The sequence below is a fragment of the Catenulispora sp. GP43 genome, assembly GCF_041260665.1.
Taxonomy (GTDB): Bacteria; Actinomycetota; Actinomycetes; order Streptomycetales; family Catenulisporaceae; genus Catenulispora.
Window position 1 is genome coordinate 402,601 of record NZ_JBGCCT010000006.1, and the last position, 15,495, is coordinate 418,095.

A 15,495-nucleotide genomic window follows, 5' to 3' on the forward strand; every position below is an offset into this window, starting at 1 on the left:
CATGGAAGACCGAAGCACGGAGCACCAGGACGCCGGCGAGAAGCTGCGTGACTACCTCAAGCGCGCGACCGCCGACCTGCAGCAGACCAGGCGGCGGCTGCGGGAGGTGGAGGCGGCCGCGGCCGAGCCGATCGCGATCGTCGGGATGGGCTGCCGCTATCCCGGCGGCGTCGCCGGGCCGCGGGACCTGTGGGATCTGGTGGTGCGCGGGGGTGACGCGATCGGTGGCTTCCCGGACGACCGCGGCTGGAACGCCGAGGCGCTGTACGATCCCGAGCCCGGCAAGGAGGGCAAGACCTACGTGCGCCAGGGCGGGTTCCTGCCCGGGGCCGGGGGTTTCGACGCCGAGTTCTTCGGCATCAGCCCCAACGAGGCCCGGCGCGCCGACCCGCAGCAGCGGATCCTGCTCGAAGTCTGCTGGGAGGCGATCGAGCGTGCCGGGCTGGACCCGGTCGCGCTGCACGGTAGCAACACCGGCGTCTACGCCGGCCTGATGTACCACGACTACCTCCAGGGCAGCCCCGGCGGCAGCCTGGTCTCCGGCCAGGTCGCGTACAGCCTCGGGCTGGAGGGTCCGGCCATCTCCCTGGACACCGCCTGTTCCTCCTCGCTGGTCGCCATCCACCTGGCCTGCCAGGCGCTGCGGCGCGGCGAGGTGGAGCTGGCGCTGGCCGGCGGGGTGACCGTGATGGGCACGCCGGAGATGTTCGTCGACTTCAGCCGGCAGCGCGGACTGGCGCCGGACGGACGGTGTAAGGCGTTCTCGGCCGACGCCGACGGCACGTCCTGGTCCGAGGGCGTCGGGGTCCTGGTGCTGGCCCGGCTCTCGGAGGCGCGCCGCCGGGGTCTGCGCGTGCACGCGGTCATCCGCGGCTCGGCGATGAACCAGGACGGCGCCAGCAACGGCATCACCGCGCCCAACGGCCCCTCGCAGGTCAGGGTGCTGAACGCGGCGCTGGCCGCGGCCGGCCTGACCCCGGCGGGGGTGGACGCCGTCGACGCGCACGGCACCGGCACCACGCTCGGCGACCCGATCGAGGCGCAGTCGCTGATCGAGGTCTACGGCCGCCGGGCCGGCGCCGAGCCGCTGCGGCTGGGCTCGGTCAAGTCCAACCTCGGGCACTCGCAGGCCGCCGCGGGCGTCGCCCAGGTGATCAAGATGGTGCTGGCGATGCAGCACGGCGTGCTGCCCAGGACGCTGCACCTGAGCGAGCCGACGCCGCACGTGGACTGGTCCGGCGGCACGGTGCGGCTGCTCGCGGAGAACGAGGACTGGCCGGTTGTGGACCGGCCACGCCGGGCTGCGGTGTCCTCGTTCGGGATCAGCGGGACGAACGCGCATGTGATTTTGGAGCAGGCCGAAGAGGCTGTAGGCGGCACCACGCCCGACCAACCGCATGATGCTTCGGCGAGCCCGGGCCCGAGCCCGAGCGCCAGCGCGAGCCCGAGCCCGATCTCCACCCCGATCCCGCTCGCGCTCGCCGCCAAGACCCCCGCGGCCCTGGCCAAGGCGGCCGGGCGTCTGGCCGGCCACCTGCGCACCCGTCCCGAGCTGGCGCTCGCCGACATCGGCCACTCGCTGGCCGTCAGCCGGTCCGCGTTCGAGCACCGGGCCGTGGTCGTCGGCCGCGACCGGGCGCACCTGCTGGAGTCGCTGGACGCGCTGGCCGCCGGACGCCCGCAGGACGGGACCGTCGTCGGGCAGGCGGACCTGGCCGGCAAAACAGTGTTCGTCTTCACCGGCCAGGGCTCGCAGTGGCCGGGGATGGCCGCCGATCTGCTGGACTGCTCGCCGGTCTTCGCGCGGCGCCTGCGGGAGTGCGACGAGGAGCTCGAGCCCCGGCTGGGCTGGTCGGTCGAGGCGGTGCTGCGCGGGGAGCCGGGCACGCCGTCGATGGATCTGCTCGAAGTGGCCAATCCGGTGCTGTGGGCGGTCCAGGTCTCGCTGGCGGCCCTGTGGCGGGCGCACGGCGTCGAGCCGGATGCCGTCGCCGGGCACTGCCAGGGCGAGGTCGCCGCGGCGACGGTCGCCGGGCTGCTGTCGCTGGCCGACGGGGCCCGGGCCGCGGTGTCGCTGGGGCGGGCGAACGGGCCCGGCCTGCCGGTCCGGCCCGAGCCGGCGCCGACCGCCGCGGATCGGGCGCTGCCGATGTACTCCACCGCGCTCGGCGGCCTGCTGGACTGGTCCGAGGGCGAAACAGAGTCCGGGCCGTGGCTCGCCGCGTTGGGGCGCGGCGCGGATCCGGCGCCGTTGGTCAAGGAGCTCGCCGAGCGGGGCTTCCGGTCCTTCGTCGAGGTCAGTCCGCATCCGGTGCTGGCCTCATGGCTGCGCGAGATCTGCGGCGAGCTGGACCACGACGCCGTGGTCGTCGGCACGCTGAGCAGGGGCGGCGGCCTGGCCCGGTTCGCGTGCTCGGCGGCTGAGGCGCACGTGCGTGGCCTCGGCCCGGACTGGACCTCGTTCTTCCCGGGCGGCCGGGTGGTCGACCTGCCGACGTATCCGTTCCAGCACAAGCATTTCTGGACGCAGCACCAGGCGCAGCCGCTCGCCGAGGCGCCGACGGGTTCCTGGCGCTACAAGGTGCGCTGGATGCCGGTGACCGAGTCGCCGGAGCCCGCTTTGTCAGGGCTCTGGCTGGTTGCCGGGGATGGCGGGGCCGACGCTGTGGTCGAGGCGCTGACCAAGCATGGCGCCGAGGTCGTTCGGCTCCCGGTGGGCGCCGACGCGGACCGGGCCGAGCTGAGTGCGACGATCACGCAGCTGCTCGGCGATGAGCAGCCTGCGGGAGTGCTCGCGCAGGTGGCCTTGAACGCGACGATCCCGGTGCTGCAAGCGGTACTGGACGCCGGGATCGGCGCGCCGTTCTGGTGCGTGACGCGGTCCGGGGTGGCTGTCGACGAGCACGAGGATGTCGATCCCGAGGCCGGTGCGTTGTGGGGTGCGGGTACGGTTCTCGGCCTTGATCTGCCGGGCGCCTGGGGCGGCATGGTGGATGTGCCGACGGACTTCGGCGCCGAGTCGGGTGATCTGCTGTGCGCGGTGCTTGCCGGGCTCGATGGTGAGGACCAGATCGCGATCCGTGGTGCGCGGGCCTACGCGCGGCGCCTGGTGCCGGATCAGATGGATCAAATGGATCCACTGGATCAGGGTACTGAGGAGTGGCGGCCGAGCGGGACGGTGCTGGTCACCGGCGGGACCGGCGCGATCGGTGCGGCGGTCGCCCGGCGGCTGGCGCGCTCCGGTGCCGAGCATCTGGTGCTGACCAGTCGGCGCGGACGTGATGCGCCCGGTGTCGCAGAGCTCGAAGCCGAGCTGTCGGCGCTCGGCACCGAGGTGATCATCGAGGCCTGCGATATCGCCGACGCTGATGAAGCCGCTGCGATGCTCGCGCGTTTGGCGCCCCAACCACCCCTGACCGCCGTCTTCCACGCCGCCGGCCAGTTCCCCGAGGCATCCTCGCCCCTGGACCTGACCGCCGAGGACTTCGCGAACGCCGTCCGTGCCAAGGTCGCAGGCGCCGACCACCTGGACCGCCTGCTCGCCGACCATCCACTGGAGGCCTTCGTCCTGTTCGCCTCCGGCGCGGCCGTCTGGGGCACCTCGGGCCGCGCCTCCTACGCGGCCGGCAACGCCTACCTCGACGCCCTGGCGCAGCGCCGCCGGGCGCGCGGAGCAGTTGCCACCTCGGTCGCGTGGGGTACCTGGGCCGGGGGCGGCATGGTCGACGCCGAGGCGGACGGCCACCTGCGGAGCATCGGCCTGGCCTCCATGGATCCCGGGCGGGCGCTCGACGAGCTGTGGCGGGCGCTGTCCCGTGACGAGAGCCACCTGGTCGTGGCGGACATCGACTGGGGCCGGTTCGCGCCGGTCTACGCCGCGGCCCGGACGAGGCCGCTGCTGCGCGACCTGCCCGCCGCCATCAGAGCCCTGACAGGAGTCGGCCCGGACGGCCTGGACGGTGCGGACGGTGCGGCTCCGGCTGCGCCGGCTGCCGGTCCGAGCCTGGCCGAGCGGCTGGCCGGCCTGTCCGGGCCGGAGCGCTCGCGGATCGTGCTGGGCGTGGTGCGCGACCAGGCGGCGCTGGTGCTCGGCCACGACGGGGCCGGGGCGGTCGAGCCCGGCCGCAGTTTCAAGGACCTCGGCTTCGACTCGGTGTCGGCGGTGGACTTCCGCAACCGGCTCGGGGCCGCCGCCGGGTGCCGGCTGCCGGCCACCGTCGTGTTCGACCACGCGAGCCCGCGCGCGTTGGCCGAGTTCCTGGAGGGCGAGCTGGCCGATCAGGGGCCCGGCGGGGTCGCGGCGGTGACCGCCGAGCTGGACCGGCTGGAGGCGCTGGCCGCCGGGCTCAGTCCCGAGCAGGCCGAGCGGGCCCGGCTCGGGCCCCGGCTGCAGGCGCTGGCCGCCCGGCTGGCCGGCGGCGACGCCGCCGGTGCCGCGCCCGGCACCGAACCCGCCGGCCCCGGCCTGGCGCGGGTGCTCGAATCCGCGACCGCGGAAGACATGTTCAACCTGCTGGACAGAGAGCTCGGATCGAGCGGAACGGCGAGGGTTTCAGATGGCTGAGGAAGCAAAGCTGCTCGACTACCTCAAGCGCGCCACGGCTGAGTTGCACGAGACGCGCAGCCGGCTGCGCGAGGTCGAGGCGGCGGACCGGGAGCCGGTCGCGATCGTCGCGATGAGCTGCCGGTATCCCGGGGACGTGCGCTCCCCGGAGGACCTGTGGCGTCTGGTGGCCGACGGGGCCGACGCGATCGGCCCGTTCCCGGCCGACCGGGGCTGGGACACCGGCGCGCTGTTCGACGCCGACCCGGACCGCCCCGGCACCAGCTACGTCAACGAAGGCGGCTTCTTCCACGGCGCCCCGGAGTTCGACGCCGCCCTGTTCGGGATCTCCCCGCGCGAGGCGCTGACCATGGACCCGCAGCAGCGGCTGGTGCTCGAACTGGCCTGGGAGGCCTTCGAGCGGGCCGGGCTGGCCCCGACCGGCCTGAGCGGGGAGCGCGTCGGCGTGTTCCTCGGCAGCGGCAGCCAGGACTACTACGAGGACCTGGCCCCCGGCGCGGTGGCCGCGGTCATCGACGACTACCTGAGCACCGGCAACGCCGCCTCGGTGATCTCCGGCCGGGTCGCCTACGCCTTCGGCCTGGAGGGCCCGGCGCTCACCGTGGACACCGCGTGCTCCTCCTCGCTGGTCGCGCTGCACCTGGCGGTGCAGGCGCTGCGCCGCCGGGAGTGCACGATGGCCCTGGCCGGCGGCGTCATGGTGATGTCGGCGCCGGGCCCGTTCGTCGCGTTCAGCAAGCAGCGCGGGCTCGCCCCGGACGGCCGCTGCAAGGCCTTCGCCGAGGGCGCCGACGGCACCGGCTGGTCCGAGGGCGCCGGCACCCTGCTGTTGGAACGCCTGTCCGACGCCCGGTGCAACGGCCACCAGGTGCTGGCCGTGATCCGCGGCAGCGCGGTCAACTCCGACGGCGCCTCCAACGGTCTGACCGCGCCCAACGGCCCCTCCCAGCAGCGGGTGATCCGCCAGGCGCTGGCCGACGCGGGGCTGGAGCCCGGCGAGGTCGACGCGGTCGAGGGCCACGGCACCGGCACCGTCCTCGGCGACCCGATCGAGGTCCAGGCGCTGCTGGCGACCTACGGCAAGGAGCGCGCCGACGGCCGTCCGCTGTGGCTGGGCTCGATCAAGTCCAACATCGGCCACGCGCAGGCCGCCGCCGGGGTCGGCGGCGTGATCAAGATGGTCGAGGCGATGCGCCACGGCGTGCTGCCGCAGACGCTGCACGCCGCCAAGCCCTCCGAGCGGGTCGACTGGTCCGCCGGGAATGTCAGGCTGCTGACGGCGCGGCGCGAGTGGCCCGAGACCGGCGCCCCGCGCCGCGCCGGCGTCTCCTCCTTCGGCGTGAGCGGCACCAACGCGCACCTGATCCTGGAGCTGCCCGAGCCGCTGCCGGCCGGCGCCCCGGCCGACGACGCCGAGGCCGACGTGGCCGAGCTGGTCAAGCAGGTCGGCCTGGTCTCGGCCGGGTGGCCGGCCGAGGCGCCGGTCCCGTGGCCGCTGGGCGGACACGGCGACCAGGCGCTGCGGGCCCAGGCCCAGCGGCTGCTGACGCACCTGGACGCCCGCGGTGCCGCCGCCCCTACCGCCGCCGACACCGCCGCCGACACCGCCGCCGACACCGCCGCCGACACCCTGGACATCGGCTACTCCCTGGCCACCGGCCGCGCGCCGCTGGACCGCCGCGCCGTGGTGTTCGCCGACCGCGAGCACGGCGGCCGCGCCGGCCTGGCCGCGCTGGCGCAGGGCTCCGGCGCCCCGGCCGACCCGGCGGTGGTGCAGGGTGTGGCCGACACCGGGCTGACCGCCTTCCTGTTCTCCGGCCAGGGCGCCCAGCACCCCGGCATGGGCAAGGAACTGTACGAGGCCTACCCGGTCTTCGCCCAGGCCTTCGACGAGGTCTGCGACGCCTTCGACCTCGACCAGCCGCTGCGCGACGTGGTCTTCGGCAAGCCCCGGCTGCTGAACCAGACCCGGTACACCCAGCCCGCGCTGTTCGCCGTCGAAGTCGCGCTCTTCCGCCTGACCGCCTCCTGGGGCCTGGTCCCGGATCTGCTGCTGGGCAACTCGATCGGCGAGATCGCGGCGGCGTACGCGGCCGGCGTGCTGTCGCTGGCCGACGCCTGCACCCTGGTCACCGCGCGCGGCGCGCTGATGCAGGCGCTGCCCGCCGGCGGCGCGATGGTCGCCGTCCAGGCCACCGAAGAGGAAGTCAGGGCCCTGCTGATCGACGGCGTGGACATCGCCGCGGTCAACGGCCCCCGCTCGGTGGTGCTCTCCGGCGACGAGGACGCGGCCCTGAAGATCGCCGCGCACTTCGGGGAGCAGGGCCGCAAGACCACCCGGCTCCAGGTCTCGCACGCGTTCCACTCCTCGCGGATGGACCCGATGCTGGCCGAGTTCGCCGAGGTCGCCGCCGGGCTCACCTACCACGCGCCGGAAATCGCCCTGGTCTCGGGACTGACCGGGCAGATCGCCACCGCCGAGGAGCTGGCCGACCCGGACTACTGGGTGCGGCACGTGCGCCAGACCGTGCGCTTCCACGACGGCGTCCAGCGGCTCGCGGCCGAGGGCGTGAGCCGGTACGCCGAGATCGGGCCCGACAGTGTCCTGATCGCGCCGGCCGAGGAAGCCCTGGCCGACGCGGCGCAGGCCGCCACGTTCGCCCCGCTGCTGCGCAAGCGCCGCGGCGAGCCGGCCACGCTGATGACGGCGCTGGCCCGGCTCTACGTCAGCGGCGCCGCCCTGGACTGGACGGCGGTCTTCGCCGGCAGCGGCGCGCGCCGCGTCGACCTGCCGACCTACGCCTTCCAGCGCCGCCGCTACTGGCTCGACGCCCGGGGCCGCGCCGACGGCTCGGCCACGGTGGCCGCGGCCGGGCTCGCTGCTGCCGGCTATGGAGGAGGCGAGCACCCGCTGCTGGGTGCCGCTGTCACCCTGGCCGACACCGACGGCGCGGTGATGACCGGGCGCCTGGCCGCCGAGGCCCAGCCCTGGCTCGCCGACCACGTGCTCGGCGGCACGGTGACCGTGCCGGGCACCGCGTTCGTGGAACTGGTGGTGCGGGCCGGCGACTTCGTGGGCTGCGGCCGGATCGAGGAGCTGACCCTGAGCAGCCCGCTGGTGCTGCCGGCGGGCTCCATGTCGACACAGTCCGGGGTCCAGGTCCAGGTCGCGGTGCAATCCCCGGACGCCGCCGGGCGCCGCACCCTGACCGTGTATTCCAGGCCTGAGGAAGACGGCCCGGGCTCGGACTGGACCCTGCACGCCACCGGCACGCTCGCCCCGGCGCTGGACGCCCCGAGGTCCCGGACGGCGACCTGGCCGCCGAGCGCGGCGCGGCCGGTGACGCTGGACGGGCTCTACGAGGCCTTCGCCGAATCAGGGATCGACTACGGACCGGCCTTCCGCACGCTCAGCGCGGTCTGGCAGCAGGACGAGGAGATCTTCGCCGAGGTGCGGCTGCCCGAGAGCGAGGCGCAGCGGGCCGGAGCCTTCGGGTTGCACCCGGCGGCGCTCGACGCCGCGACCCACGCGCTGCGCGCGGTCGGGATCGCGAAGGACGCCGCGAACGCCGTGAACGGCGTGAACGGCGCCGGCGGCGAGGACGAGGGGCGCATGCCCTTCTCCTGGTCCGGCGTGCAGCTGTACGCCACCGGCGCCTCGGTGCTGCGCGTGCGCTTCACCCCGTCCGGTGCCGACGCGTTCACCGTCGAGGTGACGGACCCGGCCGGCGACCTGGTGGCCTCGGTGGACTCGGTCGCGTTCCGGCCGATCGTGCTGCCGAGTGCCACGGCGGTCGCGCCCTTGTACCGGCTCCACTGGCGGCCCCTGCCGGCCGCGGCCGCGCAGCCGGGTTCGACCGCGCGCTACGAGCTCTTCCACAGCACTCCCGGAACCGACGCCGAGAGCGTGCGCACGGCCACCGCGCACGCGTTGCGCACCGTCCAGGAGGCGCTGGCCGAGGACTCCGCCGACAGCCCGGTCGTCGTGGTCGTCACCCGCGGCGCGATGTCCGCCGACGGTGTGGACGTCGCCGACCTGGCGGGCGCCGCGGTGTGGGGCCTGGTCCGCTCGGCACAGGCCGAGCATCCCGGGCGGTTCGTGCTGCTGGATGTGGATCAGGACGCTGACTCTGATGCCGACCTGAACGCCGTGCTGCCCGCGCTGCTGGTCGCCGGGGAGCCGCAGGCGGTGCTGCGCGGCGGTGTCGTCCGGGTGGCCCGGCTGGCGCGGCTGTCCAAGCCGGGGGAGCAGGCGGCCCCGGCGTTCGACCCCGAGGGCACGGTCCTGATCACCGGCGCCTCCGGTGCGCTCGGCCACCTTCTGGCCCGCCACCTGGCCTACGAGCGCGATGTCAGGCATCTGATGCTGCTGAGCCGCGGCGGCGCGGAGGCGGTGGCCGACCTGGCCGCCGAGCTGTCCGATGCCGGTGTCGCGGTCCAGGCGCTCGCCTGCGACGTCGCAGACCACGACGATCTGGCCGCGGCGCTGGCCGCCGTGCCGTCCGCGCACCCGCTCACCGCCATCGTGCACACCGCCGGTGTCCTCGACGACGGCGTGGTCACGGCTCTGACCCCGGAGCGGGTCGCGACCGTGCTGCGCCCGAAGGTGGACGGCGCGCTCAACCTGCACGCGCTGACTCAGAACACTGACCTGGCGGCGTTCGTGCTGTACTCGTCGGTGTCCGGCGTGCTCGGCGCGCCCGGGCAGGCGAACTACGCGGCGGCCAACAGCTTCCTGGACTCCTTCGCCGCGCACCTGCGATCCCACGGACGGCCGGCGACCTCGTTGGCATGGGGCCAGTGGGAGCAGGCCGACGGCATGGCCGGCACCGCGCGGACCGTCGGCACCTCGGCCCTGAGCCCGCTGTCCGCCGAGCAGGGGCTGGCCTTGTTCGACGCGGCACTGGTCGCTGGTCAGGCAAATCTGGCCCCGATCAAGCCCGACTTCGCCGTCCTGCGCCGCCGCGACGCCGCGCTTCCGTTCCCGTTGTACGACCTGGCCGGACGCGAGCGCCTGCGCACCGCGGCCGGTGAAGGCGGCGGCGCGGGTCAGGACTCTGTCAGCGCGTTCCGCCGGACCCTGGAGGCGCTGCCCGAGGCCGACCGTCCGGCCGCGGCCCTGGAGCTCATCCGGAGCCACGCCGCCGCGGTGCTCGGATACGGCTCGGCGGCCGAGATCGAGCCCGGCGTGCAGTTCCAGCAGCTCGGCTTCGACTCGCTGACCGCCGTCGAGCTGCGCAACAACCTGAACGCGGCCACCGGGCTGCGGCTGCCGGCCACGCTGGTCTTCGACTACCCGACGCCCGCGGCGCTGGCCGAGCATCTGCTGAGCGCGGCCTCCGGTGCCATCGCCACGGTCGCCGTGCGCCAGCACCACGACGACGAGCCGATCGCGATCGTCGGCATGGCCTGCCGGCTGCCCGGCGGCGTCGGCTCCCCGGCCGACCTGTGGCGCCTGGTCGCCGACGGGGTGGACGGCATCGGTGCCTTCCCTGCCGACCGTGGTTGGGACCTGGCCGCGCTGTACGACCCTGCGGGCCGCCGGCCCGGGACCACGTCGGTGAACGAGGGCGGGTTCCTCTACGACGCCGGCGACTTCGACCCGGTCTTCTTCGGCGTCTCGCCCAAGGAGGCGGCGCTGATCGACCCGCAGCAGCGGCTGCTGCTGGAGGCCTCGTGGGAGGCGCTTGAGCGCGCGGGCATCGACCCGGCCTCGCTCAAGGGCAGCGCGACCGGCGTCTACGCCGGCGTGCAGTTCCACGACTACGTCGGCAGCAACAGCACCGGCTCGATCGTCACCGGCCGCGTCGCCTACAGCCTGGGGCTGGAGGGGCCGGCGGTCAGCGTCGACACGGCCTGCTCCTCCTCGCTGGTCGCGCTGCACTGGGCCGCGCAGGCGCTGCGCGGCGGCGAGTGCTCGCTGGCGCTGGCCGGCGGCGTCACGGTGATGGCGACCCCGGAGACCTTCGTGGAGTTCAGCCGGCAGGGCGGCCTGGCCGCCGACGGCCGGTGCAAGGCGTTCTCCGCGGACGCCGACGGCACGGCCTGGGCCGAGGGCGTGGGCATGCTCGTGCTCGAACGCCTCGCCGACGCCCGCCGACTCGGCCACCCGGTGCTGGCGCTGGTCCGCGGTTCGGCGGTGAACCAGGACGGCATGTCCAACGGCCTGACCGCGCCCAACGGTCCCTCGCAGCAGCGGGTGATCCGCCAGGCGCTGGCCAACGCCGGCCTGTCCGCCGCCGACGTGGACGCCGTCGAGGCGCACGGCACCGGCACCCGGCTCGGCGACCCGATCGAGGCCCAGGCGCTGCTGGCGACCTACGGCGCGGAACTGCCGCCCGAGCGGCCGCTGCGGGTCGGCTCGGTGAAGTCGAACATCGGCCACGCACAGGCCGCCGCCGGTGCCGCCGCGGTGATCAAGATGGTGCTGGCGCTGCGCAACGAGGAACTGCCGCGCACGTTGCACGTGTCGGAGCCCTCGCCGGAGGTCGACTGGTCCGCGGGGAACATCAGCCTGCTGACCGAGTCGGTCGCGTGGCCGCGCAACGGCCGCGTGCGCCGTGCCGGTATCTCCTCCTTCGGGATCAGCGGTACCAACGCGCACGTGATCATCGAGGAGCCGCCGGTGGTCGCCGAGGCCGTGGCCCTTGAGACCGCCGAAGTCCCGAAGGACCCGGCCGTCATCGCCTGGCCGGTAGCGGCCCGTACGCAATCCGCGTTGCGCGGCCAGGCCGAGCGGATGCTGTCCTACCTGGACGACAACTACGACCAGGACCTCGCCTCGATCGGCTACTCGCTGGCCTGCACCCGCACCGCCTTCGAGCACCGCGCGGTGATGGTCGGGACGAAGCGCGCGGACTTCCTGCGCGGCCTGATGGCCCTGGCCGACGGCGAGCAGACCCCGGGCCTGACCACCGGCTCGGCGTCGGCGGCGGGCAAGAGCGCGGTCCTGTTCTCCGGACAGGGCTCCCAGCGCATCGGGATGGGATCAGGCCTCTACCAAGCCTTCCCGGTGTTCGCCGCCGCCTTCGACGAGGTCTGTGCCGCGCTGGACGCGCACCTGGACCGTCCGGTGCGCGAGGTGATCGACGGGGACCAGAAGGTCCTGAACCAGACCGGCTATGCGCAAAGCGCGCTGTTCGCTCTCGAAGTCGCGCTCTACCGCCTGCTGGAGTCCTTCGGCATCCGCCCCGACTACGTCGCCGGGCACTCCGTCGGCGAGCTCGCGGCGGCGTACGTGGCCGGGGTGTGGACGCTGGCCGACGCCGCGAAGCTGGTCGCCGCGCGCGGCCGGCTGATGCAGGCGCTGCCGGTCGGCGGCGCGATGATGGCGGTCGCGGCGCCCGAGGCCGAGGTGCGTGCGGCTCTGACGCCGGAGGTGGACATCGCGGCGGTCAACGGGCCGGCCTCGACCGTCATCTCGGGTCCGGAGGACGCGGTGCTGGCCGTGGGCGCGAACTTCACCCGCTCCAAGCTGCTGGCCGTCTCGCACGCTTTCCACTCGGCCCTGATGGAGCCGATGCTGGAGGAATTCCGCCGGGTCGCGCAGAGCGTTTCCTTTGCTGCGCCTCGGATCCCGGTCGTGTCCAACCTGACCGGCGGTCTGGCCGAGGCCGAGGAGCTGATGGACGCCGAGTACTGGGTGCGCCATGTCCGGCAGGCTGTGCGGTTCGCGGACGGTGTCGGCACCTTGCAGGCGCAGGGCGTGACCCGGTTCGTCGAGCTCGGTCCGGACGCCACGCTGACCGCGTTGGCCGGTGAGACCCTTGGCGACGAGCGGGTCGGCGAGGCGGTTCTGACTCCGTTGCTGCGCAAGGACCAGGACGAGGCCAAGGCGCTGTGGTCGGGGCTGGCGGCGCTGCACGTCCACGGCCTGTCCCCGGACTGGGCCGCGGTGTACACCGCGGCCGGCCCGAGGCCGCAGACGGTCGAGCTGCCGACCTATCCCTTCCAGCGCAAGCGCTACTGGCACCAGAGCTTCGGCGCCCCGGGCGGCGAGCAGGGCGGGGCGGAGCACCCGCTGATCGGGGCCGGCACCGAGCTGGCCGGCGAGGGCGGGTCGCTGTTCACCGGGCGGCTGTCGCTGGGGACGCATCCGTGGCTGGCCGACCATGTGGCGGCCGGGGCGGTGATCTTCCCGGGCGCCGGGTTCGTCGAGCTGGCTTTCCACGCCGGCGCGCAGGTCGGGTGCGACCGCGTCGAGGAGCTCGTCCTGGAGGCCCCGCTGCTGCTGCCCGAGCGCGATGGCGTGCGGATCCAGTTCGCCGTCGGGGCGCCGGGCGCCGGTGGGAGCCGGCCGTTCACCGTGCACTCCAAGGTCGAGGACGGGTCGGGCGAACAGCCCTGGATCCGGCACGCCACCGGGGTGCTGGCCCGGGCCGGCGCCGCCGCTTCCTTCGATCTGGCGGTGTGGCCGCCGGCGGGGGCCGAGCCGGTGGCGCTGGACGGCCGGTACGAGCAACTGGCCGAGGCGGGCCTGGCTTACGGCCCGGCGTTCCGCGGCCTGCGCGCCGCGTGGAAGCGCGGCGCCGAGGTCTTCGCCGAGGTCGCCTTCGACCAGGCCGGGCCGGCCGATCCGGACCGGTTCGGGCTGCATCCGGCGGTGTTCGACGCGGCGCTGCACGCGATCGGCCTGACCGAGGTCGCGGCCGGCGAGCCGATGCTGCCGTTCTCCTGGGAGCAGGTGGAGCTGCACGCGGTCGGCGCGTCGAGCCTGCGGGTGCATGTGCGGCCGGTCGGCACCGGCACCGCGGCGCTGGAGCTGGCCGACGCAGCCGGACGTCCGGTGGCCTCGATCGGCTCGCTGGTGCTGCGTCCGGCGGCGGTGCTGGCCACGCCGGTCGTGACGAGCGGCGGTGCCGATTCGATGTACCGGCTCGGATGGGAGCAGATCAGCGCCTCCGGGCACAGCGACACCGACACCTGGGTCCTGGTCGGCGCCGACCCGTGGGGTCTGGCCGGCGCGTTGAACGTCGACGCGGTGGCGGATCTGGACGCGGCGGTGCGGGCCGAGACGCTGGTGGTGTGTGCGGGTACTGAGTCGGCATCGCTGTCACAGGACCTTGATGGCGGCGCTGTTCATGAGCACCTGCACCGCATGCTCGGCTTCCTGCAGGGCTGGCTCGCCGACGCGCGCTTCGCCTCCTCCCGGCTGCTGGTCGTCACGCGCGGCGCGCAGGACTGCGACGACCGGGCGGCCCGCGACCTCCTCGGCGCGGCGGTGGCCGGTCTGGTGCGCTCGGCGCAGGCCGAGCACCCGGGCCGGATCAGCCTGGTCGACATCGACGCGGTGCCCACGGCGGCCGGGAAGCTGGCGGCCGCCGCGGCGAGCGAGGAGCCGCAGACCGCGGTGCGGACCGGCGTCCTGCTGGCTCCGCGGGTCGAGGCCGTTGATGTGGCCGAGCAGCGCGCGGATGCCGGACCGGCGTGGGACCCCGAGGGCACCGTGCTGGTCACCGGCGGCACCGGAGCGCTGGGCGGCGCGGTCGCCCGGCATCTCGTGGGCCGGCACGGCGTCCGGCACCTGCTTCTGCTGGGCCGGCGCGGCGCCGACGCGCCGGGCGCGGCCGAGCTCGGCAGGCAGCTCGCGGACCTCGGCGCCACCGCGACGTTCGCGGCCTGCGACGTCGCCGACCGGACGGCGCTGGCCGAGGCGCTCGCCGCGATCCCGGCCGACCGGCCGCTGCGCGGCGTGGTGCACGCGGCGGGCGTCGTGGACGACGCGACGGTCGCCTCGCTCACCCCGGAGCGGGTGGACGCGGTGCTGCGTCCGAAGGTGCTGGCGGCGCTGAACCTGGACGCGCTGACCCGGGACGCGGACCTGACCTCGTTCGTGCTGTTCTCCTCGGCCTCCGGGGTGCTCGGCGCGCCGGGCCAGGGCGCGTACGCCGCGGCCAACGCGTTCCTGGACGCGCTGGCGGCCGACCGGCGCGCGGCGGCCCGGGCCGGGACGTCGCTGGCCTGGGGCATGTGGGAGGCGATCGACGGCGCGGGCATGGCCGCCGGCCTCACCGAGGCGGACCTGCGGCGGATCGCGGCCTCCGGAGTCGGGGCCCTGACCGCCGAGCAGGGGCTGGCCCTGTTCGACCGGGCCGGCGAGCTCACCGACGCGCTGCTGCTGCCGGTGCGCCTGGACCGCGCCGCCCTGGACCACGCCGGCGACGAGCTGCCGATGCTGTTGCGCGGTCTGGTCCGCACGGCGGCCAAACGGACGGCCGGCGAGGCGGAGCCGGAGTCGGGCTCGCTGCGCGACCGTCTGGCGGCGCTGCCGGCGCACCAGCGCGAACCCGCCCTGCTGGACCTGGTGCGCACCCAGGCGGCCACGATCCTGGGGTACGCCGACGCCCAAGAGCTGCCGGCTGACCGCGCCTTCAGCGAACTGGGCTTCGACTCCCTGTCGGCGATGGGCCTGCGCAACAAGCTGGTGCTGGTCACCGGCCTGAAGCTGCCGGCCAGCCTGGTCTTCGACTACCCCGACTCCCGCACCCTGGCCGGCTACCTGGCCACGGAGCTGATCCCGCAGGAGGCCGACGGCGAGGAGGCGCTCACCGACCAGAAGGTCTCCGAGATCCTCGGCTCCATCCCGCTGTCCCGGCTGCGCGACGCCGGGCTGCTGGACAGCCTGCTGGAGCTGGCCGGCGTCCGGGCACCGCGGGAGAGTCAGGACACTGCGGCGGACGCGGGCTCGTCGATCGACGAGATGGACAGCGACGCGCTGATCCAGATGGCGATCGCGGCAGCGGGCGAGCAGGACTAGGAGGGCTGGGCAAGACTGGGCAGGGCGGAGCAGGACTGAGGTCGGGGGGGGGGGGGGGGGGGGGGGGGGGGGGGGGGCCCCCCCCCCCCCCGCCGGGGGGGGGGGGGGGGGGGGTTGTTGGGTGGGGTGAACCGGGGGGGGGGGGGGAAAGCGCGCCGGGGGAGGACCCACCGGG

The 15,495-nt window shown here is 74.8% G+C and carries 2 protein-coding genes; both read left to right on the forward strand.

All coding sequences use genetic code 11. The features are described 5' to 3' along the window. The first annotated feature begins 1 nt into the window (after position 1). Positions 2-4,564: an SDR family NAD(P)-dependent oxidoreductase gene (locus tag ABH926_RS15855; RefSeq protein WP_370366321.1), complete on the forward strand. Its 4,563-nt coding sequence runs from the start codon at positions 2-4 to the stop codon at positions 4,562-4,564. Continuing rightward, a complete protein-coding gene (locus ABH926_RS15860) occupies positions 4,557-15,320 on the forward strand; it encodes a type I polyketide synthase (RefSeq protein WP_370366322.1) in 10,764 nt (3,587 codons plus the stop codon). Before ABH926_RS15855 ends, ABH926_RS15860 begins: the two co-directional genes overlap by 8 nt. The last annotated feature ends 175 nt before the right edge of the window (positions 15,321-15,495 follow it).